16 protein-coding genes are annotated in these 20,896 nt (G+C 70.3%); 10 read left to right on the plus strand and 6 right to left on the minus strand.

The window, feature by feature from the left end:
- Positions 1-29: 29 nt before the first annotated feature.
- Positions 30-1,169 (plus strand): hypothetical protein, encoded by a 1,140-nt coding sequence (locus tag D7X74_RS04690; protein ID WP_120531704.1) that lies wholly within the window; start codon positions 30-32, stop codon positions 1,167-1,169.
- Positions 1,166-1,942, plus strand: coding sequence for a hypothetical protein (locus D7X74_RS04695; RefSeq protein ID WP_120531705.1), 777 nt, complete (start codon positions 1,166-1,168; stop codon positions 1,940-1,942). Before D7X74_RS04690 ends, D7X74_RS04695 begins: the two co-directional genes overlap by 4 nt.
- 22 nt (positions 1,943-1,964) lie before the next feature.
- Here the strand turns inward: D7X74_RS04695 and D7X74_RS44965 are convergent, their stop codons facing one another.
- Complete coding sequence (locus D7X74_RS44965; protein ID WP_120531706.1) at positions 1,965-4,055, minus strand: S9 family peptidase; 2,091 nt, start codon at positions 4,053-4,055, stop codon at positions 1,965-1,967.
- Positions 4,056-4,150: 95 nt separating this feature from the next.
- Positions 4,151-4,672: a hypothetical protein gene (locus tag D7X74_RS44970; protein WP_120531721.1), complete on the minus strand. Its 522-nt coding sequence runs from the start codon at positions 4,670-4,672 to the stop codon at positions 4,151-4,153.
- A 404-nt stretch (positions 4,673-5,076) separates the two neighbouring features.
- Here D7X74_RS44970 and D7X74_RS04710 point away from each other — a divergent pair, with 404 nt between their 5' ends.
- The 3 genes from D7X74_RS04710 to D7X74_RS04720 all read left to right on the plus strand — a co-directional run bounded on the left by D7X74_RS04710 (position 5,077) and on the right by D7X74_RS04720 (position 10,384).
- Entirely contained in the window at positions 5,077-6,162 is a 1,086-nt protein-coding gene (locus D7X74_RS04710; protein WP_233601970.1) for an AI-2E family transporter, read from the plus strand.
- Entirely contained in the window at positions 6,162-6,773 is a 612-nt protein-coding gene (locus D7X74_RS04715; RefSeq protein ID WP_120531708.1) for a DedA family protein, read from the plus strand. Before D7X74_RS04710 ends, D7X74_RS04715 begins: the two co-directional genes overlap by 1 nt.
- Before the next feature lie 245 nt (positions 6,774-7,018).
- Positions 7,019-10,384, plus strand: a complete 3,366-nt coding sequence (locus D7X74_RS04720; protein WP_233601971.1) for an ATP-binding protein — start codon at positions 7,019-7,021, stop codon at positions 10,382-10,384.
- A 17-nt stretch (positions 10,385-10,401) separates the two neighbouring features.
- Here D7X74_RS04720 and D7X74_RS04725 read toward each other — a convergent pair whose 3' ends face one another.
- Together D7X74_RS04725 and bioA are read right to left on the minus strand one after the other, a co-directional pair.
- Complete coding sequence (locus tag D7X74_RS04725) at positions 10,402-11,856, minus strand: FAD-binding oxidoreductase (RefSeq protein WP_120531710.1); 1,455 nt, start codon at positions 11,854-11,856, stop codon at positions 10,402-10,404.
- 175 nt (positions 11,857-12,031) lie between these two features.
- The gene (bioA, locus tag D7X74_RS04730) at positions 12,032-13,363 is read right to left on the minus strand and encodes an adenosylmethionine--8-amino-7-oxononanoate transaminase (protein WP_120531711.1); all 1,332 of its coding nucleotides are present in this window, start codon (positions 13,361-13,363) and stop codon (positions 12,032-12,034) included.
- Positions 13,364-13,619: 256 nt separating this feature from the next.
- Between bioA and D7X74_RS04735 the strand changes: the two genes are divergently transcribed.
- Positions 13,620-14,417 carry an acyl-CoA desaturase gene (locus D7X74_RS04735; RefSeq protein WP_120531712.1) on the plus strand — a complete coding sequence of 266 codons (798 nt, stop codon included), beginning with the start codon at positions 13,620-13,622 and terminating at the stop codon, positions 14,415-14,417.
- Between the two features lie 69 nt (positions 14,418-14,486).
- Here D7X74_RS04735 and D7X74_RS04740 read toward each other — a convergent pair whose 3' ends face one another.
- Positions 14,487-15,344 carry an SDR family oxidoreductase gene (locus D7X74_RS04740; RefSeq protein ID WP_120531713.1) on the minus strand — a complete coding sequence of 286 codons (858 nt, stop codon included), beginning with the start codon at positions 15,342-15,344 and terminating at the stop codon, positions 14,487-14,489.
- A gap of 107 nt (positions 15,345-15,451) precedes the next feature.
- Here D7X74_RS04740 and D7X74_RS04745 point away from each other — a divergent pair, with 107 nt between their 5' ends.
- From D7X74_RS04745 to D7X74_RS04755, 3 genes are all read left to right on the plus strand, one after another.
- Positions 15,452-15,862, plus strand: coding sequence for a helix-turn-helix domain-containing protein (locus D7X74_RS04745; RefSeq protein ID WP_120531714.1), 411 nt, complete (start codon positions 15,452-15,454; stop codon positions 15,860-15,862).
- 91 nt (positions 15,863-15,953) lie between these two features.
- Positions 15,954-17,150 carry a GNAT family N-acetyltransferase gene (locus tag D7X74_RS04750; protein WP_120531715.1) on the plus strand — a complete coding sequence of 399 codons (1,197 nt, stop codon included), beginning with the start codon at positions 15,954-15,956 and terminating at the stop codon, positions 17,148-17,150.
- Positions 17,151-17,242: 92 nt separating this feature from the next.
- A complete protein-coding gene (locus tag D7X74_RS04755; protein WP_120531716.1) occupies positions 17,243-17,938 on the plus strand; it encodes a suppressor of fused domain protein in 696 nt (231 codons plus the stop codon).
- A gap of 13 nt (positions 17,939-17,951) precedes the next feature.
- On the opposite strand, the gene D7X74_RS04760 is transcribed toward D7X74_RS04755, so the two are convergent.
- A complete protein-coding gene (locus D7X74_RS04760; protein WP_120531717.1) occupies positions 17,952-19,973 on the minus strand; it encodes an ATP-binding protein in 2,022 nt (673 codons plus the stop codon).
- Positions 19,974-20,319: 346 nt separating this feature from the next.
- On the opposite strand from D7X74_RS04760, the gene D7X74_RS04765 reads away from it, so the two are divergent.
- On the plus strand, positions 20,320-20,829 hold the full coding sequence (locus D7X74_RS04765; RefSeq protein WP_120531718.1) for a hypothetical protein: 510 nt from the start codon (positions 20,320-20,322) through the stop codon (positions 20,827-20,829).
- Positions 20,830-20,896 lie beyond the last annotated feature (67 nt).

A 20,896-nucleotide genomic window follows, 5' to 3' on the forward strand; every position in this document is an offset into this window, starting at 1 on the left:
CGCACTCAGCGCATTATCGACAAAATTGAATGAAGCGCGAAAACTCCAACTTTAGAGAGGAATTCTGGAAAAACCCACCGCCACTCCCTCGTGGCGTCGAGTTGGTACGCCAGGAGGCAGTCGTCGTGCCTCGCGTGGGTCCTGGAGGAGAATCCATCTACGACCTCGCGGAGATACGGCTGCCAGAGGCGCGTGTGCCCGTGCTGATGGGGTACCGGGCTCCGCTGTTCCCGGTGGATGTGCTGAACCAGCGGAAGAAGCTTCACGTCCTGAGTGACCATCTTCGGCAAAGAGATTCGAACGCTCGCTCCCTGCCCTCTTTCCGCATGCCAATGCTCGTAACGGACTCGGCGTCTTCCAACGTGATCGAGGCCTGCGAACGTGAAGAGTTGGCCCTGGTCGATCAGCGTGGGACGTTCTTCCTTCGCACGGGCAGCACGTTCATTCGTGTTCAAGGGCGCGAACCGACGAAACGAAGTCCTCGTGAACCGCTGTTCCACGGCAAGGGATGCCGGATCGTGCGCGTCCTGCTTCAGTCACCGGCGAAGCGATGGACGATTCTCGCGCTCGCGCAGATGACCCAGACGAGTTACGCCTATGCACATGGCGTCATCAAGAGGCTCGTCGTCGAGGGCTACGTCCATGGGGGATACGCGTTGGGGAGCCGGAGCGCTGGCTTCCATCTGCGGGAACCGGTGCCCTTGCTGAATGCGTGGCTGGAGAGTGGCAGGCCGACCGCCGTCTCGCGGGAGGGATTCAACGCCCCTTCCACGACGCCCGAGCAACTCCACAAGGGCCACTCCCTCCTTGCGTCCCAGGGCATTCGCTCCATCTTCACGCTGGCAAGCGCATTGCTTCCCGACGAGCGATTCGTCTCTGGATTGCCCCATGGGCTCTATCTGTCGGGCTCACTGGAGGCCGGTATCTCCGCCTTTGGACTGCGCAGGATGACACCTCATAATTTCTGGGTACTTCGCGCGGAGGCCGCCGCGGAGACCGAGGTGGGGGGCGTGTACCATGCGCCAAGATCGCTCCCGCACGGGCCAGGGGTCGCGCTGCCGCAGTTGGCCGTGGACTTCCAGCGAAGTGGCGGAAGGGGACCTGAGCAGGCGGAAGAACTCGTGCGGCGCTTCGCACAGGCCCTGCCCCTTTCGGACGAGCCGACATGACAGAAAAGGAAAGGTTCGACGAGATCCTGGGTGAGTTGGGCGAACTGACGCTCCATTTGGAGCGCTACGGGTTCCAGGTGCTCCTCATCGGGGGACAGGTTCTCGCGATGGAGTCCATCCAGCGGGGCGGAACAGGTGTCATCGCCATCGAGACAGACACCGGGACGGTGGTCGAACGAGGTTTTTCGTTCGAGTCGGATCTGTTGATCGACATCAACGGCAATGGGGGAATGGACAATGAGCTTCCGACCATTCTTGCGCAGCGTGGGTATGCAAAGAGAAACCGAACCTTCCGCTGGTCGAAAGACCTGCCCGGCGGGCCCATGGATTTCGACCTCTTCGCGCCCATTGAAGACGTCGAGCCCTTGACCCTTCCCACGACCATGACGCTCCTGCCAGATGCGAGGCTGGCGCTCCGCCGAAAGCGACGGCTGGAACTCACCATCGAGGGCAAGTCCGTGGGGATCCACCTGCCGGATGCCACGGGCTTCCTCGCGATGAAGGAGCGCGCCAAGCGTCAGCATCGACCTGACGCGACCAAGGACAGCTTCGACATGTTCGCTTACGTCAAGCTGGTGGGCAGCGAAACAGTGCGCGCATCGCTGCAACAGGCCGGAGAGGAGGGACGAGCCCTGCGCAATCGATTGCTCACCCTCTTTTGGAATGCCAGCGCGCCGGGCCCCCAGGACGTCATCAACTTCGCGACGAGCCTTGAGCTGGACGAAAAGGAACTGCTGGCCCAGGCGGCTGTCGACCTGTTCGCGGAACTTTGAAGCGCGGGCCTCAACAGGCTCCCTAACGCGCCGGCGCCCGCACCTTGGGCGCCGCAGGCGGCACCACTGGCGTCAGGTTCGCGTCGAACCAGTCCAGCGTGCGCAAGAGCCGGTCCTTCTGGTGCTCCGGCTTGCGGAAGCCATGGCCCTCGTCCGCGTAGATGACGAGCTGGGTCTTCACCCCCAGCGCCTTGAGCGCCTTGTGGAACTCATAGCCCTGAGACGCCGGCACCTCCACGTCCCGCTCGCCGTGCAGCACCAGCGTGGGCGTGCGCACCTGCTTCACCGCGTTGATGGGCGACGAGCGCGCGTACGCCTCCGGGTCGTCGTACACCGACGCGCCGAAGTACGGCAGCATCCACGTGTCGATGTGGTTCGTGCCGTAGTAGCTCTGCCAGTTCGCGATGCCCGCGCCCGCCACCGCCGCCTGGAAGCGCTGCGTCTGCGTCACCGCCCACATCGTCAGGAAGCCGCCGTAGCTCCACCCCGTGATGCCCTGCCGCGCGGGGTCCACCGGCGCCGACGCCAGCACCGCGTCCACCCCGGCCAGCACGTCGCGGAAGTCGCCGTGGCCGAAGTCGCGGCGGTTGGCCTGCACGAACGCCTCCCCCTGGCCGTAGCTGCCGCGCGGGTTGGGCAGGAACACCGCGTAGCCCCGCGCGGACAGCAGCGCCGTCTGCGGGTTGAATGACGGCGTCACCCCCGCCGCCGGCCCGCCGTGCACCACCGTCACCATGGGCACCTTGCGGCCCTTCACGTCCGCCGAGCCCGGGGGCAGCACCAGCCAGCCCTGCACCTGCCGCCCGTCGCTCGTCCACGTCACGCTGCGCACGTCCCCCACCGACACCCGCACGTCCGCGTTGAGCCGCGTCGCCTGCGTCCACGACCCCACCGGCCCCGTCCACACCTCCGGCGGCTGCGTGAACGTGTCGCGCACCACCGCGCTCGTCACGCCGTCGCGCGCCAGCGACACCGCCACGTGCTCCGGGCCCTTCCACAACACCGTGAGCTCCGCCGCCTTCGGGGACAGCGCCACCAGCGCGGACTCCCCCTGCACCTGCGCCGCGAACACCAGCCGCTCCGGCGTGGGCCAGAACAGGTCCGTCGCGGACGCCTTCACCCCGTCCGTCAGGTTGCGCGCGGGCGGGACACGCGAAGCAAACACCGCCTTGTCCCCGGGCCGCACCTTCGCCGCCAGCCGCTCCGGCACCGACACCACCCACACGTCTCCGCCCGTGTTGCCCTCGTCGCTCATCAACCCTTCGATGAACGCGAGCTGCTTCCCATCCGGACTCCACGCGGGCTCCGCCACCTGCCACGTGGGCGCATGCAACAGCGACGTCTCCCCCGTCGCCGCCTCCACCGCGTACACGCGGGCCACCCACCAGTTCGCGTCCCCCGGCGGCGGCGCGGCCGTGAGCGCCACGCGGGCCCCATCCGGACTCCACGCGTACTCGTAGACGAACAGGCCCGCGGGCGACACGAAGCGCAGCCGCGCGTCCTCCACCGACACCACCGCGAAGCGCTTCACCGGCGAGGACTCCCGCACCACGCCCGTCTCACGCGCCGCCGGCCCCAGCGGCCCCTGCGCGTCCTCCGCGCCGTCGATGACGAGCACCCCCACCGACTTCCCATCCGGCGACCACTTCGGCGTGGCCACCACGCCCTTCACCGTCGTGAGCCTGCGCGCGGGCACCGACGTCCCCGTCGCGTCCACCACGTAGAGCTGCCGCGCCGAGCCCTCCCCCGCCGTGGACAGGAACGCCAGCTGCTTCCCATCCGGACTCCACGCCAGCGACCCTTCCGCGCACGGCGCTCCGTCCTTCGACGCGGTGATGCGCAAGGGGGGCCGCTTCGGCTGCGCCCGCTCCAGCACCTGGAGCCGCGTGGACTCCGCGCGGGCGCCCTCCGTCACCGGCACCGACTCCACCCAGGCCACCCGCGCCCCGTCCGGAGACAACGCCACCTGCTTGATGCGCACCGTGCGCTGGAGCGCGTCGTAGACCGCGCCCGACTCCGGACGCGCGGGAGCCGGCACGGGCGGCGCGGCCCCGGCCGAAAGCGCGCTCCACAACAGGCACCCCACCACCAGGCCCAGGCTTCCCGCTCGCATCCACCGCCTCCGCGCAGAACCGCGGCGGCGGAGTGTAGCGGACCCCACGCGAACCGGAGCGGACCCTCACGGGGCCCGCCCCCTCCCCCACGCTTTCAGTGAAGCAGCTCCGGCAGCATGGGCAGCCCGTGGAAGAAGCGCCGCCCGCTCTCGAAGCGGTGGTGGAAGGTGACGCGCTGGTCCAGGTACAGCCGCGCCATCTCCTCCTCGCCGTAGGCGCGGAAGAACGCGGCGCGCGCTTCGTCACACGCCCGCTCGTACTCCACGCACAGCGCCTCCCAGTCCTCCGGAGGAATGTCCCCCTCCGGCCAGCCCTCCCCCGTGAGGCCGTACTCGCGCTCCATCGCGTCCAGCTCCCCGGCCCGCATCCGCACGCGCGGGTCTTCCGCGATGGCCTCGTCCGCCATCGCCGTGAGGATGTGCGCCACCAGGAAAAATCCCGCGTCCGGCGGCACCGCCCCCGCGTCGCGCGCACCCCGGAACGTCACCAGCAACTGAGCGTCCATCGCCTCGCCGCCCAGCTCCGTCAGCTTCGCCGCCAGCACCCGCCACCGGGCCTCCGTCTCGCGAGCCTCCCGCCGCATCCCGTCCAGCTCCTGCTCACCCATCTTCTTCATGGTGTCCTCTCCCATCCCGCGAAGGTCCCCTCCCCACGAAGGTTCCCATCCCGGTCTGACGCGTGGGCCCCGCAAAGCGTGCTGTCCTGGTTTCCCAGGACCCTCCGGCCCGTCCGCTGCCGGACGCGGCGCGGCACGGCCGTCGCCTTGAGGACGCACGCCCGCCTTCCGGGGACGGACGACCGGCGGCTTTCCGCGCTGTGCGGGGGACGAACCGGGCGCGCCGCGATTGCCTCCCGTGAACGCTCCTGCGGCAGCGCCGGATGTCCGCCGCCGGACACCTGGCCCGGAGGCGCCCCCGGCGCACACACTTGGGAGACGAGGACGGTTGCCGTCAGGCGAGGGATGTCGCATCCGCAGGACACGGGCCCGAAGACGGTGGCCCCCGTTGGGGAGTCGAACCGGTGGCTGAACCCGAAGTCAGGCTGGAGCAGCGTTCCCAGGTCACGCTGCGCACGGTGCTCACCGTGTGCTTCACGGTGCTGGGGGTGATGATCCTGGCGACGCTCGTCGTCAAGACGCGCGTGGCGCTCACGCTCACGGGCATCGCGGCGCTGCTCGCCCTGTCGCTGGAGCACGGGGTGTCGCGGCTGGAGAAGCGCGGCCTCAAGCGGTGGCTGGCCATCGCCCTGGTGCTGCTGGCGCTGTTCCTGGCGGTGTCCGCGCTGGGCCTCTTGGTGATTCCGGACCTGGTGGAGCAGGTGGACGCGCTCGTCACGCAGTGGCCGCAGCTGTGGCGGCAGGTGCGGGGCACCGGCATCCTGCGCGCGCTCAACCTGCGGCTGCACAGCCTGGGCTGGAATGAGCGCCTGGAGGAGGCCACCCCGGCGCTCGCCGGCCCGCTGCCGGAGCTGCTGATGAGCGCCATTGGCGGCGTGGTGGGCCTCTTGGGCGGCATGCTCACCGTCTTCTTCCTGGTGGTGTTCATGCTGGTGTTCGGCGGCGGGGTGCTCAATCGCCTGCTGGAGCTGTCCCGGCCCGACCACCGCATGCGGTACGTGCGCGTGCTGCGCAACATCTACACCGCGACGGGCGGCTACCTGTCCGGCATCACCCTCATCTGCGCCATCAACGCCACGCTGACCACCACGATGCTGGCCGTGCTGGGCATGCCCTTCTACCTGCCGCTGGGGGTCGCCAGCGGCTTCTCCAGCCTCGTGCCCTACGCGGGCCCCATCATCGCGGGCGGCCTCATCACGCTGCTCACGCTCGTCACCGGGGGCGCGTGGAAGGCGCTGGCGGTGTTCGTCTACTTCCTCTTGTACGGCCAGCTGGAGGGCAACGTCATGGCGCCGCTCGTCTTCAAGCGCACCGTGCACGTCAACCCGCTGCTCACGCTGCTGGCCGTCCTCTTCTGTGTGGAACTGGCCGGTATCGTCGGCGCGGTGGTCGCGGTGCCGGTGGCGGCCACGGTGCAGATCATCGTCCGGGAAGTCCTCCTCTTCCGCCAGGAGCGCCGTGGCACGGCGGTGCTTCCCATGGAGTCCTGATGGCCTCGCCGCTCCAGCTCCTGCTCACCCACGGCTCGGGACCGCTCATCTTCCTGGTGCTGGTGGCGGGAGGACTGGGGCTGCCGTTCCCGGAGGACATCGTCCAGCTGGCCGCGGGGGTGCTCGCGCACCGCGGCCTGATGCCGCTGCCGGTGGCAATGGCCCTGTGCTTCCTGGGCGTGCTGTGCGGCGACACCGTGCTCTTCCTCACCACCCGGCGCCTGGGACAGGCCCTGTACACGCACCCGCGCACCCGCCGCCTGTTCCCCCCGGAGCGCCGCGCGCGCATCCAGGCCCTGTACGCGAAGCACGGCCCGCGCGTCGTCTTCGTGGGCCGCTTCATGTCCGTGCTGCGCGTGCCGGTGTTCGCCATGGCCGCGGCCGAAGGCATGCCCCTGCGCCGCTTCCTGCTGTGGGACGGCCTGGCGCTGTGCCTGAGCTCCCCCCTGGTGGTGCTGCTGGGCTACGTGGGCTCCGCCAGCGTGGACCGCGTGGCGAAGGGGGTGGGTCGGGTGGAGCACTTCATCGCGCTGCTGGGCGTGGCCGCGCTGTTGCTCTTCCTCGGCGTGCGCCACGTGCGCGAGCGCCAACGCGACCGCGCACCCGCCTGACGCAGCGGTCGGCCTCACCCCACCCTGCGTGGGAGCAAACAAGCACACACTCCGAAGAGGGTGGCGCGGCAGGGCCTCCACGATTTCGATATCCACGGGGCGTGTTCTCCTGAAGTGACGCGCCGGAGACACCGCCTCGCCTCGCCCCTGCCGGCGAACGCCAGGCTCCCGCCTCCCGAGGAGACATGGAACAGGACAGCACCACGCAAGGCGGGTCAGGGGGGGTGTTGTCCTCCGGAGCCGGGATGGACTGGCTCTCCGGCGGCGGCGAGATGGGGAAGCTCATCCGCGCCATGGACTGGTCGCGCACGCCGCTCGGTCCGGTGGAGACCTGGCCGCAGAGCCTGCGCACGACCGTCAGCCTGTGCCTGTCCTCCACCTTCCCCATCCTCATCGCGTGGGGGCCGGAGCGCGTTCAAATCTACAACGACAGCTACCGGCCCATTTGCGGCGCCAAGCATCCGGAGTCCATGGGGCAGCCCTTCCGCGACTGCTGGGCCACGGCGCTGCCGGTGGTGGGCGGCGCGTTCGAGAAGGCGGGCGCCGGCACGGGTTCCTACATCGAGAACCAGCGCATGTTCCTGGACCGGTACGGCTACCTGGAGGAGGCCTTCATGACCTTCTCCTTCAGCCCCATCCGCGACGAGTCCGGCACCGTGGGCGGGCTCTTCCACCCCATCACCGAAGTCACCGAGAAGATGCTCAGCGCGCGGCGCACGCAGACGCTGCGCGAGCTGTCCGCCCTGCTGGGCAAGGTGAAGACGGTGGAGGACATCGGCGAGGCGCTGTCGCAGCTCCAGCCGGACGCCGCGCTCGACGTGCCCTTCCTCCTCTTCTACCGCCGCGACGAAGCCCCGCCGCGCGTGCGGCTCGCGGGTGCCATGGGCCTGCCCCGGGGCAGTGCGTGGAGCCCGGAGGAGACGGGGCTGGACGGGCCATGGCCCTTCACCGACAGCGCGACGTCGGAGCCGCGCGCGGTGGACGTCCCGGGCGCGCTGGACGACGGCGTGACGTGTGGCCCGTACGAGGAGCCGCCCGCGCACGCGCGCGTGCTGCCGCTGTGTCCCGCGGGCATGACGGAGCCCTTCGGCTACCTGGTGGCGGGCGTGAGCCCCCGGCGCGCGCTGGATGACGCGTACCGGAGCTTCTACGAACAGTTGCAGGGCACCGTCACCACGGCGGTGGTGAACGTGCGCGCCTACGAAGCGGAAGCGCAGCGCGCGGAGGCGCTGGCCGCCATCGACCGGGCGAAGACAGCGTTCTTCTCCAATGTGTCGCACGAGTTCCGCACGCCGCTCACGCTCATCCTGGGCCCGCTGGAGGAGTCGCTCACGGACACCTCCACCCCGCTGCCGCCCGCCCAGCGCGCGCGCCAGGAGCTCACCCACCGCAACGCGCTGCGCCTGCTCAAGCTGGTCAACTCGCTGCTGGACTTCTCACGCATCGAGGCCGGGCGGGTGAAGGCGAGCTTCCACCCCACGGACCTGGGGCGGCTCACCGAGGACCTGGCCAGCGTCTTCCGCTCCGCGATGGAGAAGGCGGGCCTGACGTACACCGTGGACGTGCAGGACGTGGGCGAGCCCGTCTACGTGGACCGGGACATGTGGGAGAAGGTTGTCCTGAACCTGCTCTCCAACGCCTTCAAGTTCACGCTCCAGGGCGGCGTCACGGTGCGGCTCATGCGCGAGGGCGACCGGGCGCGGCTCACCGTGCGCGACACCGGCACCGGCATCCCGGAGGCGGAGCTGCCGCGCGTGTTCGAGCGCTTCCACCGCGTGGAGACCTCCCGGGGACGCACGCACGAGGGCACCGGCATCGGGCTGGCGCTCATCCAGGAGCTGGTGAAGCTGCACGGCGGCACGCTGGGCGTGCAGAGCGAGGAGGACGTGGGCAGCACCTTCTTCGTGGAGCTGCCGCTGGGAAGCGCGCACCTGCCCGCGGCGAACGTGCAGGCGACACGCGGTGACGCGCACGCGGGCAAGCTGGGCTCGGCCTTCAGCGAGGAGGCCCTGCGGTGGCTCCCGGACGCGCCGGACACCCTCCCGCCGCCGGCGCCGCGACAGGCCTCGTGCGTGGATCCAGGCACGGCGCTGGGGCACCTGGGCGCGGGGCTCGGGCGGCCGCCGGGACGCGGGCGCATCCTCGTCGCGGACGACAACTCGGACATGCGCGCGTATGTGAGCAGCCTGCTGTCCCCGCAGTGGGACGTGCACGCGGTGGGGGATGGCGAAGCGGCCTTCGAAGCGGCGCTCGCGACCCTGCCGGACCTCATCCTGAGCGACGTGATGATGCCCCGGCTGGATGGCTTCGGCCTCCTGAAGAAGCTGCGCGAGGACGTGCGCACGCGCGGCATCCCCTTCGTCCTCCTGTCGGCGCGCGCGGGAGAAGAGGCGCGCATCGAGGGCCTGCGGGCCGGCGCGGACGACTACCTGGTGAAGCCCTTCTCCGCGCGCGAGCTGCAGGCCCGGGTGGACAGCCAGCTGCAGCTCGGGCGTGCGCGTCAGCAGCTCTCCGACTTCTTCATGCAGGCGCCCGCGGCCATGTGCGTGATGACGGGCCCGGACCTGGTGTTCACGGTCATCAACCCGATGTTCGCGAGCCTGATGGGCCGGGACATGCTGGGCAAGCCGGCCCGCGAGGCCCAACCGAAAGGAGGCCACGGCGTCCTGCTCAAGCACCTGGAGAACGTCTTCCACACGGGCCAGCCCTTCGTGGGCCGCGAGGTGCCGGTGCGGCAGCCGGACGGCCGGGGCGGTCTGAAGGAGCTGCTGGCGGACGTGGACATCCACCCGCAGCGCGACGGGGAGGGCCACATCCAGGGGCTGCTCGTCGCCGTGCAGGAGGTCAGCGAACAGGTCCGCGCGCGAAGGCAATTGGAAGCCCTCACGCAGGACCTCCAAAGCGCCCTCACCTCGCGGGACACCTTCCTGGGCGTCGCGTCCCACGAATTGAAGACGCCCGTCACCGCGCTGCTGCTGCACCTGGAGGTGACGCGCCGCCGCCTGTCCTCCGCGCGCAACGAGCCCCTGTCCCCCGCGAGGATGACGACGGCCGTGGACACGGCGGTGCGGCAGGTGGAGCGGCTGGCGCGGCTGGTGGACGAACTGCTGGACGTCTCCCGCATCCGGGCCGGCAAGCTGGACTTCCACCTGGAGGAGAGCGACCCGGCGGAGCTGGTGCGGGAGGTCGTCGAGTCCTTCCAGGAGCAGTTGGACCAGGCCCGCTGCGCGGTGGAGCTGCGGGTGGAGCCCGGGGCGCGCGTGTGGTGGGACCGCTCGCGCATGGAGCAGGTGCTGGTGAACCTGCTGTCCAACGCCATCAAGTACGCGCCCGGTCAGCCCATCCGCATCGAGGTCGCCCCGCACGATGGCCAGCTGGCCATCCGCGTCGCGGACTCCGGCCCCGGCATCCCCCGCGAGCACCAGGCCCGGGTCTTCGAGCGCTTCGAGCGCGGCGGGCCGCCCCGCTCCGTGCACGGCCTGGGGCTGGGGCTCTTCATCGCCAGCCAGATTGTCGAGGGCCACCACGGCCAGCTGCGCCTGGACAGCGACGCGGGCCGGGGCGCCACCTTCACCATCGAGCTGCCGCTGCGCCCCCACGCCCGGGCGTGAGGCGGCGGCGGCCCGCCTCAATGCGAGACGCGCGGGGGCTTCTCCACGTTGGGCCGGATGTTCTGGTTCCAATGGAAGAAGTTCGTGGGGTCGTAGCGGTTCTTCACCTCCACCAGCCCCGGGTGGTTGTCGCGGTAGGTCGCCTGCACGCGCTCCTGGCCCTCCTCCATCATGAAGTTCACGTAGGCGCCGCCCGCCGAGTAGGGGTGCAGCGCGTCGTAGTAGGCCTTCGTCCAGGCGGTGACCTCCGCCGCCCGCTCCGGCGAGGGATCCACGCCGACGATGACCTCCGACCAGCGGGCGTCGCGGTAGCTGAAGGCCGTGTCCTTCGCGCCCACCCGGTGCACCGCCCCGTCCACGGGGTAGAGGTGCATGGTGGAGTGCATCGACGGGAGGTGTTCGGCGAACTGCACGTGGCGCTCGATGGCCTCGTCGCTCAGCTCGCGCACGAAGTCCGCGCGCCAGTACCATTGCAGCCCCGGCGGGTAGAGCCCGTCGAAGGCGGTCTGCAGCATGGGGAAGGGCATGGGTTGCACCCCATACAGCGCAGGATTGAGCGCTCGCACGGGGGCGAACAGCGCGTCCGCCTTCGCGGGGTCCCCGGTGTAGCACCACACCACGCCGCACATCTTCTTCAGATGCAGCTCCTCCGGGAAGGGAGGCGCGGGCGGCACGGTCATGAAGGCGAAGAAGCCGTTGAGGTCCTCGGGCGCGGCCGGCAGGAATTCGCGGTACCAGCGCATCACCTGCTCCGCGCGGTCCAGGGGCCAGAGCGTGGGGCCGGCGATGACGGTGTCCACCGGACAGGCCCGGAAGAGGAACGACGTCACCACGCCGAAGTTGCCGCCCCCGCCGCGCACCGCCCAGAACAGGTCCGGGTACTTCTCCGCGTTGGCGGTGATGAGGCGTCCGTCAGCGAGCACCATGTCCACGGCGAGCAGGTTGTCGACGGTGAGGCCGAAGCGGCGCGAGAGGTGGCCCAGGCCGCCTCCCAGCGTGAGTCCGCCCACCCCCGTGGTGGAGATGATGCCGGAGGGCACGGCGAGCCCGAAGGCATGGGTGGCGTGGTCCACGTCTCCCCAGACGGCACCGCCCGCGACCCGCACCGTGCGGGCCTCGGGGTCCACCCGCACGCCGCGCATGTTCGACAGGTCGATGGCCAGCCCGTTGTCGCACAGCCCCAGGCCGCCGCCGTTGTGTCCGCCACCGCGCACGGACACCTCGAGCTTCCGCTCCCGGGCGAAGTTCACGGAGGCGATGACGTCCGCCGCGTCCGCGCACTGGACCACCATGGCCGGGTGCTTGTGGATCATCGCGTTGTAGAGCTGGCAGGCCTCCTCGTAGCCCGCGTCCCCCGGCTGGAGGAGCGTTCCCCGCAACTGTGCCCGGAAGGGTTCCACGCTGTCCGGCGTCAGCCCGGAGGGCGGCCCCGTGCCGCTCGTCGGAGTCGGGCGTTGGGTTTCGACAGTCATGGGAATTCCCTCCTGGGTGGGCTGGAGACGACACGGCGCCTGGATCAACGAATGCGCACGCCGCCCGCCGCTCGACATAAGGGGGCGGCAGGGGGCTTCCAGGCACGCGCCGACCGGCGGGAGCGGACGCAGCGCTCCGACCCTCCGCCTCTTCCAGAACGGACCTCCGCCGGCATCAGCCCGAGGCCACCTCCCGCAGGCTGTCCTCCACGCCGGCGAGCAGCACGTCCAGGTCCGCGTCCGGGATGTTGAGCGCGGGCGCGATGTAGACGGTGTCGCCCAGCGGGCGCAGGTACAGGCCCCGGCGGCGGGCGGCCTCGTACACGCGCCAGCCGCTGTTGGCGAAGTAGCCCCCGCCGCCCAGGTCCAGCGCGCCCACCATGCCCACCGCGCGCGGGCGCACGAGGCCGGGAAGGGTGGCGGCCATGCGTTCGAAGGCTGCCTTCACGCGGGGCGCCTTGCGCTGCACCTGGCCCAGCACGTCCTCGTCCCGGTACACGGCCAGCACCTCGCGCGCCACCGCCGCGCCCAGCGGGTTGCCGCAGTACGAGTGCCCGTAATAGAGCGCCCGGTCCTTCGCCCCCAGGAAGCCCGCGAAGATGCGCTCCGACGCGAGCGTGGCGCCAAAGGGCAACAGGCCCCCGCTCAGCGCCTTGGCCAGGCACAGCAGGTCCGGCACCACCTCCGCCAGGTCCACCGCGAAGCGGGCGCCGGTGCGGCCCAGGCCGGTGAAGACCTCGTCGGCGATGAGGAAGGTGTCCACGTCGCGGGTGGCCTTGCGCACCTCGCGCACGAAGTCCGGCGACGACATCCACATGCCCACCGCGCCCTGGATGACGGGCTCCAGGATGACGCCGGCGATGCCGTCCGGATCCGCCTGGAGCGCCGCCCGCAACTGGGCCAGGGCGCGCGCGTGGCCCCCCTCCTCCGCGGGGGACGGCACGTGCACCACGTCGAAGAGGAGCGGGCCGAAGACGTCGCGGAACTCGGACACGCCGCCCACGCTGGTGGCGCCCAGCGTCTCGCCGTGGAAGGCGCCGGACAGGGTGATGAAGCGGGTGCGGCGGGGCCGGCCGTTCTGGGCCCAGTACTGCGCGGCCATCTTGATGGCCACCTCCACCGCGGTGCTGCCGTTGTCCGAATAGAAGACGCGCGACAGCTTCTGCTCCGCCGGCACGTCCGCGCGGTCCGCGCCGGGGGCCAGCGCGGTCAGTTCGGAAGCCAGCAGGGCGGCGGGGCCGTGGGTGATGCCCGCGAGCGAGGTGTGGGCCAGGCAGCCGAGCTGGTCGGTGAGGGCCCGCACCAGGCGGGGGTGGCGGTGTCCCAGGGTGGACACCCACCAGGAGCCGTTGGCGTCCAGGTAGCGCCGGCCGTCGGCGTCATGGAGGTAGACGCCCTCCGCGCGGACGACCACCAGCGGGTCGGTGTCCGCGATGTACTGGGCCATGGCGGTGTAGGGGTGCCAGACGTGCTGCTTGTCCAGACCGACGATGGCTGCCCGCTCCACGGTGTGTGCTCCTGACTGGGGGATGATCCATGCCCCGGGTGACGCGCCGCGTGCCGTTCTGCCCTCCCTGGCGGCGGGCCGCAACGTCCTTGCCGCACCGCGCCCTATCCATCAGCGGACACGGGGGGAGGCGGGACGCTCAGTGTCGGTCGTCCGGGGGCGGCCCGGGGGGCCGGGCGCTGCCGCCGCCGTGACGAGCGCTGACATTGCCGTGACAGCCGGAGTGTTACCCCTGGTCTGACAGCACGGGAGAGTCATGGCCATCGTCATCTTCTTCATCAGTCACTGGCTGCTCTGCGTCTTCTTCCAGAGCTTCTTCCAGCACCGCTACGCGGCGCACCGCATGTACAGCATGGGGCCGCGCACGGAGAAGGTGATGCACCTGCTCACCTACCTGGTGCAGGGCTCGTCGTACCTGTCGCCGAAGGCGTACGCCATCCTGCACCGCGAGCACCACGCCTTCTCCGACACGGAGAAGGACCCGCACTCTCCGCACTTCTTCAAGGACGCGCTGCGGATGATGCTGCACACGAAGAAGCGCTACGACGGCTTCGTGAAGGGCACCGTGAAGCCGGAGCCGCGCTTCGAGGGTGGGTATCCGGAGTGGCCGCTCGTGGACAAGACGCTAGGCCAGTCCTGGTGGGCGCCGCTGGTGTGGGTGGGCCTGTACACGGCGTTCTACGTGGCGTTCGCGACGTCGCCCTGGATGTTCCTGCTCTTGCCGGTGCACTTCGTGATGGGGCCGGTGCACGGCGCCATCGTGAACTGGTGCGGGCACAAGTACGGCTACCGCAACTTCAAGGGCAGCGACCAGTCGCGCAACACGCTGCCGGTGGACGTGCTGTGCATGGGCGAGCTGTTCCAGAACAACCACCACAAGTTCGGCGCGAGCCCGAACTTCGCGGCGCGCGCCTTTGAAATCGACCCCACGTGGCAGGTGATGCGCGTGCTGTCGAAGCTGGGCGTCATCCGCATCACCACGCCCCAGCGCGCGGTGTACCCGGAGCCGCGCGAAGTGGCGCGCCAGAGCAGTGGCGGGGCGCAGACGGCCTGAGGTTCCGGAATTGAAGTCATGCGGGGGAGCCGTCCTTCTGGGACTGCTCCCCCGTCGTCGTTTCCGGGCTCAGCGCGCCTTGAGCGCCGCGCCCACCGCGTCCGCGAGCTTCGTCGTGGGCCGCCCGATGAGCCGGCTCAGCGTGTGGCTGTCATTGAACAGCTCACCCTTCGCGAGCCCCGCGTCCGCGTCCGCCAGGATGTCCGCGAACACCTGCGGCAGCCCCACCTTCACCAGCGCCGCCGAGTACTCCGGCACCGGCAGGTCCACGTACGCCACCTTCTTGCCCGACTGGCGCGACACCTCCGCCGCGTACTCCGTCAGCGTGAAGGCCGTGTCACCCGCCAGCTCATACACCTGGTTCTCGTGGCCCGTGCCCGTGAGCACCTCCACCGCCGCGTCCGCGTAGTCCTTGCGGCTGGCCGCCGCCACCCGGCCGTCCTTCGCGCTGCCCTGCACCACGCCGTACTCCAGCGCCGGCGCCAGGTTGTCCGTGTAGTTCTCGAAGTACCAGCCATTGCGCAGGAACGTGTACGGCACCCCCGACGCCTTGATGGCCTCCTCCGTCGCCTTGTGCTCCCCCACCAACTTGATGCCCGACGTGTCCGCGTATGGAGCGCTCGTGTAGGCCAGCCGCTTCACACCCGCCTTCTTCGCCGCTTCAAGCACCGCCGAGTGCTGCGGGAAGCGCTTGCCCACCTCGTTCGCGGAGATGAGCAACACCACGTCGTCCTTCCCGAACGCCCCCGCCAGCGTCTGCGGCTGGCTGTAGTCCACCTTGCGCACCTGCACCCCGCGCGCCGTCCAATCCTTCGCCTTCTCCGGGTCGCGCACCGCCACGGCGACCTGGTTCGCGGGCACCTTCTTCAAGAGCCCCTCGACGACGAACCGACCCAGCTTCCCCGTGGCTCCAGTGACGACGATCATGGCCGTGCCTCTTTCTTCCCGCGCCGTGCGCGTGGATTCGAACTGGCACTAACCCTAACGGGGGTACTCACTTTTCGTAAGTACGTACCTTGTGGTAAGTGTCAATCATGAAGGCAAGCAAGGGCAGTACACTGCTGGCGAAGGTGAAGCAGCGCGGGGACCTCTACGCGCCCGTGTGTCCGTCGCGCGGGGTGCTGGAACACATCACCAGCCGCTGGGGCGTGCTGGTGCTCATCGCGCTGCGGGAGGAGGGCACCCACCGCTTCAGCGAGCTGCGCCGCAAGGTGGGCGGGGTGAGCGAGAAGATGCTCGCCCAGACGCTCCAGGCCCTGGAGCAGGACGGCTTCGTGCTGCGCGAGGCCCACCCGGTGATTCCCCCCCACGTGGACTACAGCCTCACCCCCCTGGGCCAGGAGGTCGCTGAACACGTGAAGGGCCTGACCACCTGGATCGAAGAGAACATGCACCGCGTGCTCGCCGCCCGGACGCAGGAAGTCAGCCGCAAGAAGGCCTCCTGACCCGAGCAGGCGTCCCGCGCTCCCTCCCCCGGACGCCAGCCAGCGGAACGGACGGAAGCGAAGGGCGCGGGCTCGCGTTAAGACTGCCCCCGTGCCCGTCGACACCCCGCTCCAGGTCCGCATCCTCGATGCCATCCACGACGTCCCGGCCGCCCAATGGGACGCGCTCATCGCCCCCGGCGCGCCCCCCTTCGTGCGCCACGCGTGGCTGTCCGCCATGGAGGAGAGCGGCAGCGCCACCGAGGAGACCGGCTGGGCCCCGCACCACCTGACGCTGTGGCGGGGCAGGAAGCTGGTCGCCGCCGCGCCCGCCTACCTCAAGTTCCACAGCATGGGCGAATACATCTACGACTTCGGCTGGGCCAACGCCGCCGCCCAGCTGGGCGTGGAGTACTACCCCAAGCTCCTCGTGGGCGGCCCCCTGTCCCCCGCGACCGTGCCGCGCTTCCTCACCGCCCCGGGAGAAGACGCCTCCGTCCTGCGCCGGGCCCTGCTGGAGGCCGCGGTGCAGAGCGCAGAAGACGCGGGCTGCTCCGGCGTGCACGTGCTCTACCCCACCGACGAGGAGGCCGACTTCCTGGAGGAGGCCGGGCTCGCGCGCCGCATCACCCTCCAGTTCCATTGGAAGAACCCGGGCTATCAAAGCTACGACGACTACCTGGCCCGCTTCGACTCCAAGCGCCGCCACCAGCTCAAGCGCGAGCGCGCCGCCGCGGGCCCCCAGGGCATCCAGCTGCGCACCGTGCGGGGCGCGGACCTGGGCCCGGAGCACGCGAAGCGCGCGTACACCTTCTACACCTCCACCTGCGAGCGCCACGCCTGGGGCCAGGTGCAGCTCACCCCGGGCTTCTTCGACCGCGTCTTCCAGCACCTCCCCCAGTCCGTGGAGATGGTGGAGGCGGTGAAGGACGGTCAGGTCATCGCCGGGGCCTTCAACCTGGTCACCCCGGAGCGGCTCTATGGCCGGTACTGGGGCTGCACGCAGGAGCACCCCTTCCTGCACTTCAACGTCTGCCTGTACCAGTCCGTGGACGACTGCATCCAGAGGGGCCGCAAGGTGTTCGAGCCCGGCGCGGGCGGCGAACACAAGGTGTCGCGCGGCTTCGAGCCCACCGCCGTGCACAGCGCCCACCTGATTTTCGACAAGCGCCTGGACAAGGCCGTCCGGGGCTTCCTGCGCATGGAGCGGATGCGACTGACACCCGCGGTGGAGGAGGCCGAACGCATCTGCGGCCTCAAGCCCTGGAACCCCGCGCCCCCCGTCGCCCCCGGGTCCACCGGAACCTGAATCCTGAACGTCTGTCCGCCAGCCCACCGGCCGGATGACGACGGCGCTCGGATGAAGTTGTGAAATCGGGGTGAACCTCTAGAGTCCGCCCCATGAAAGTCCCGGAGACCGACGAAGACTTCATCCAGTGGTACGAAGACTGCTGGGCCGACCGTGACGAGGTGGAGTACCCGAAGCTGTTCGGTGCCATCCGCGAGGAAGTAGACCTCCTGGAAGGCACCGGCGTGCTGGAGGGGTGGCTGGAGAGCGAGCTGGCGCAGGGTCAGGCGTTGGATCCGAACTGGCTCCCCATGGGCGTGCGCGTGGCGCCGCCCAGCCCCGAGCACCCGTACTGGACCTACGTCACGAGCGGCCTGTCCAACCCCTTCACGGTGTCGCCCGGCGAGGAGCTGGCGGACGACGCGCGCAGTGGCCTGGGCTACGAGATGGTCATCCACACGCCCGAGGAGGAGCGCTGGCCCATCCTGCGCCTCATGGACATGATGGCCTACAACCTCGTGTGCGCCCGGCTGTTCGCCATGGGGCACCGCTACCCGGTGGACGGCACCCTCACCGGCGGTGACACGAAGCTTTCGGGCTTCGTGTTCGTGAAGGATTCCACGCGCCCCAGCCACTTCACCCTGCCCAGCGGCCAGGTGGAGCTGCTCACGCTCGTGGGCGTGACGAAGAACGAGATGGCCTTCTCGCGCTCCAACGGCATGGACAAGCTGCTGCAGAAGCTGGCGGACCCGGCGAACCCGAGCACCGCGTACATCACCCGGCCGGAGCGGGAGGAGCTGAAGCTGTAGTCCCCGCCCACCTTCAACCTTCGCGCGCGGGGAGCCGGACGACGGCCCCCGGGCGCGGCGGTGAGGCGTCCACCAGCGCCAGCAGGAGGCCCGGCTCGAAGGGCTTCTCGATGCGCGGCAGGGGCACGGCCTGGAGGAACGTGCGGGCGCGCTCGGTGAAGCTGCCGCCCGTCATGAACACGAAGCGCGAGAGCACCTCCGACCGGCGCCGCGACAGCTCCGCGTGCACGTCCATCCCGGTCAGGTCCGCCATCATCAGGTCGCAGAAGACGCGGTCGAAGGCGTCGTCCTGCTCCAACAGCGCCAGCGCCTCGCGGCCGCTGTGCGCCACCACCACGTCGTGCTGCCGGCCCAGCATGCGCTTGAGCACCGAGGTGAGCTGCGGTTCGTCGTCCACCACCAGCACGCGCTTGCGCTGGGGCCCGTCGGCCTCCCGCACCGCGGGGACCTGGGGGGGCGGGGCGGTCTCCGAGACGGGCAGCCGCACCTGGAAGGTGCTGCCCAGGCCGGGGATGCTGGTGGCGGTGAGCTCCCCGTGCATGCTGCGCACGAGGCCCAGGCAGATGGACAGGCCCAGACCGGAGCCCTCGCCCACGGGACGCGTGGTGAAGAACGGCTCGAAGGCGCGCTGGAGCACCTCCGGCGTCATGCCCAGGCCGGTGTCGGACACCTCCGCCAGCACCCACGCGCCCTCGCGGCGGGTGGTGACCGTCACCCGGTGGCGCTCGAAGTCGCCGACGGGGATGGCGTTCGCGGCGTTGATGAGCAGGTGCAGGAACACCTGACCCAGGCGCGCCTCGTGGGCCAGCGCGCGGGGCACCTGCCCGAAGGAGCGCTCCACCTGGGCGCGGCTTCGCAGGTGCGTCATCGCCATGGAGATGCCGAACTCCAGCGCCGCGTGCACGTCCACCGGCGACAGGCGCAGCTCGTCCGCGCGGGCGAAGGTCTGCAGGTCGCGCACGATGACGCGGATGCGCTCGGCCCCCTCGCGCGCCTCGCGCAGGGCCTCCAGCGCCTCGGCCAGCGCCGTCTGCGTCGCCGAACCGGAGCGGCGGGCCAGCGGCGTGAGCTGCTCCACCGCGAACTGGAGGTTGCCGGAGACGTAGGACAGCGGGTTGTTGATTTCGTGGCCCACGCCCGCGGCGAGCTGGCCCGCCATGGCCAGCTTCTCCGACTGCACCAGCCGCTCCCGGGCGGCCATCAGCTCATGCGTGCGGCGCTGGGCCAGGGCCTCCGCCTCCAGGCGGCCGGAGTGCTCGCGGGCGAGCAGCGCGTCGCGCTCCGCCTGGACGCGCTTCTTGTCCGTGACGTCGCGCGCATAGGCGGAGATGTTGCGGCCGCTGGACCAGGTGTGCACCTCGTGCCAGCGGTCCTTGCCGGTGCGCAGCTCGAAGAGGCGGTAGCCCTCCTCGGAGGCCACCTCGCGCAGCGCGCGCTCCATGGGCGTGCCGCACATCTCTGGACACGCCTCCCACAGCACGCGGCGAAAGAGGGTCTCCTGGGTGTGGCCGGTGAGCGCGGCGGCGTTGTGGTTCACGTAGGTGATGCGCCAGTCCGTATCCACCGTGAAGAAGGCGTCCGGCATGCTCTCCAGCACGTCGCGCACCCAGTCCAGCGTGTCGCGCAGCCCCTCCTCCATCCGCTGGGCGCTGGTGACGTCGCGCAGCCGCACCAGCACCCCGTCGCGCAGGGGCACGGCGGTGCTCTGCAGCCAGGACTCCCCTTCGGCGAAGTTGTCCGCGCGCGGCCGGCCGGACTCCACCACCTGGCGCAGGACGTCCATGCGGCCCGCCAGCCCCTCCACGGTGGACACCTCGCCCAGGCGCCGTCCGCGCAGGAACTCCGGACCGTGGCCCAGCGCGCGCGCGGCGGCGGGGTTCGCCCACAGCCACTCGAAGTCGATGATGGCCCCCGCGTCGGAGCGCACGGCGCGCAGCACCATGCACGCCTCGGGGTGCTCACGCTCGGCCTCCTCCAGCGCGGCCAGGAGCGCGTCCGCGAGCGGACGGGGCACGGTCGTGTCGATCGCGGACATCCGCCTCCTCAGGCGCATCCAGTGGGGATGGGGAGCCGCCCCCTGACAGGATTCCCTGCGCGGCCCCGGCCCTGCCCAACCTCCCGGGGACCCGCATGTCGCCACGAATCGCACGGCGGCTCAAGTCAGGGTCCCCCCGTACGCGTCTTTCACACCACTCAGGAATTGCGGGCAATTGGATTGCAGACAGAGCAACCCGCGAGACAGGTCAAAGCGGAGAACCGCTGAAAGTGTCGTCAGGCGAGGTGTGGGTTGCCCCCTGGAGGCGATGGGCCCCGAGCCACCGAGGCCCCACCTTGGCCGGGGGAGTTTTTCCTTCCGCCCCCTACCCCCACGAGGTCCTCCCATGCACCGGTTCGCTCCGTGGTCCGTCGCGTTCTTCGCCCTGCTGCTCCTGCATGCCGCACCCGCCCAGGCCCAGGTGGACGTGCAGTGCACGGGCACCCTCCACCAGACCTGGACGCCCGGCCTCAAGGCGCTTCCGCGGGTGGTCGCCTACACAAACTCCTCCGACTACGACGCCTGCACCACGAGCGTCGCCGCCATCACCTCCGGCACGCTCGATGTGAGAGCCAGCTTCAACAACAGCTGTGTCGCGAACCTCGGGCCTTCGCAGGCCACCATCGCGTGGAGTGATGGTTCTTCTTCGACATTCACCTTCCAGGGCGTGGGCGCGAACGTGGTGGGCAACCTCCAGGTCTTCACCGCCGTGGGAAGGGTGACCCACGGTCGTTTCCAGGGGGACCAGGTGCTGCTCGTCAACCGGGTCATCAACACGGACCTGCTGGCGTGCCTGTGGCCCCAGGGGCTGACGAGCCTCACGGGGTCCACGACGCTCACGTTCACCCGCCTCTAACGCCCGGCTCGCGCAAGGAAGTGCTCCCCATGGGCCGGGGACGTCGGCCACACTCGCCCCGCCCATG

Origin of the sequence: Corallococcus sp. CA047B, assembly GCF_003612065.1 — a bacterium.
GTDB classification, from domain to species: domain Bacteria; phylum Myxococcota; class Myxococcia; order Myxococcales; family Myxococcaceae; genus Corallococcus; species Corallococcus praedator.

Coding starts and splice junctions, on each gene's coding strand:
- D7X74_RS04725 (WP_120531710.1), bottom strand. CDS start 11,856: ATGACTGTCGAAACCCAACGCCCGACTCCGACGAGCGGCACGGGGCCG.
- D7X74_RS04760 (WP_120531717.1), bottom strand. CDS start 19,973: ATGTCCGCGATCGACACGACCGTGCCCCGTCCGCTCGCGGACGCGCTC.
- D7X74_RS04695 (WP_120531705.1), top strand. CDS start 1,166: ATGACAGAAAAGGAAAGGTTCGACGAGATCCTGGGTGAGTTGGGCGAA.
- D7X74_RS04720 (WP_233601971.1), top strand. CDS start 7,019: ATGGACTGGCTCTCCGGCGGCGGCGAGATGGGGAAGCTCATCCGCGCC.
- D7X74_RS04735 (WP_120531712.1), top strand. CDS start 13,620: ATGGCCATCGTCATCTTCTTCATCAGTCACTGGCTGCTCTGCGTCTTC.
- D7X74_RS04755 (WP_120531716.1), top strand. CDS start 17,243: ATGAAAGTCCCGGAGACCGACGAAGACTTCATCCAGTGGTACGAAGAC.
- D7X74_RS44965 (WP_120531706.1), bottom strand. CDS start 4,055: ATGCGAGCGGGAAGCCTGGGCCTGGTGGTGGGGTGCCTGTTGTGGAGC.
- D7X74_RS04745 (WP_120531714.1), top strand. CDS start 15,452: ATGAAGGCAAGCAAGGGCAGTACACTGCTGGCGAAGGTGAAGCAGCGC.
- D7X74_RS04690 (WP_120531704.1), top strand. CDS start 30: ATGAAGCGCGAAAACTCCAACTTTAGAGAGGAATTCTGGAAAAACCCA.
- D7X74_RS04715 (WP_120531708.1), top strand. CDS start 6,162: ATGGCCTCGCCGCTCCAGCTCCTGCTCACCCACGGCTCGGGACCGCTC.
- D7X74_RS04740 (WP_120531713.1), bottom strand. CDS start 15,344: ATGATCGTCGTCACTGGAGCCACGGGGAAGCTGGGTCGGTTCGTCGTC.
- D7X74_RS04765 (WP_120531718.1), top strand. CDS start 20,320: ATGCACCGGTTCGCTCCGTGGTCCGTCGCGTTCTTCGCCCTGCTGCTC.
- D7X74_RS44970 (WP_120531721.1), bottom strand. CDS start 4,672: ATGAAGAAGATGGGTGAGCAGGAGCTGGACGGGATGCGGCGGGAGGCT.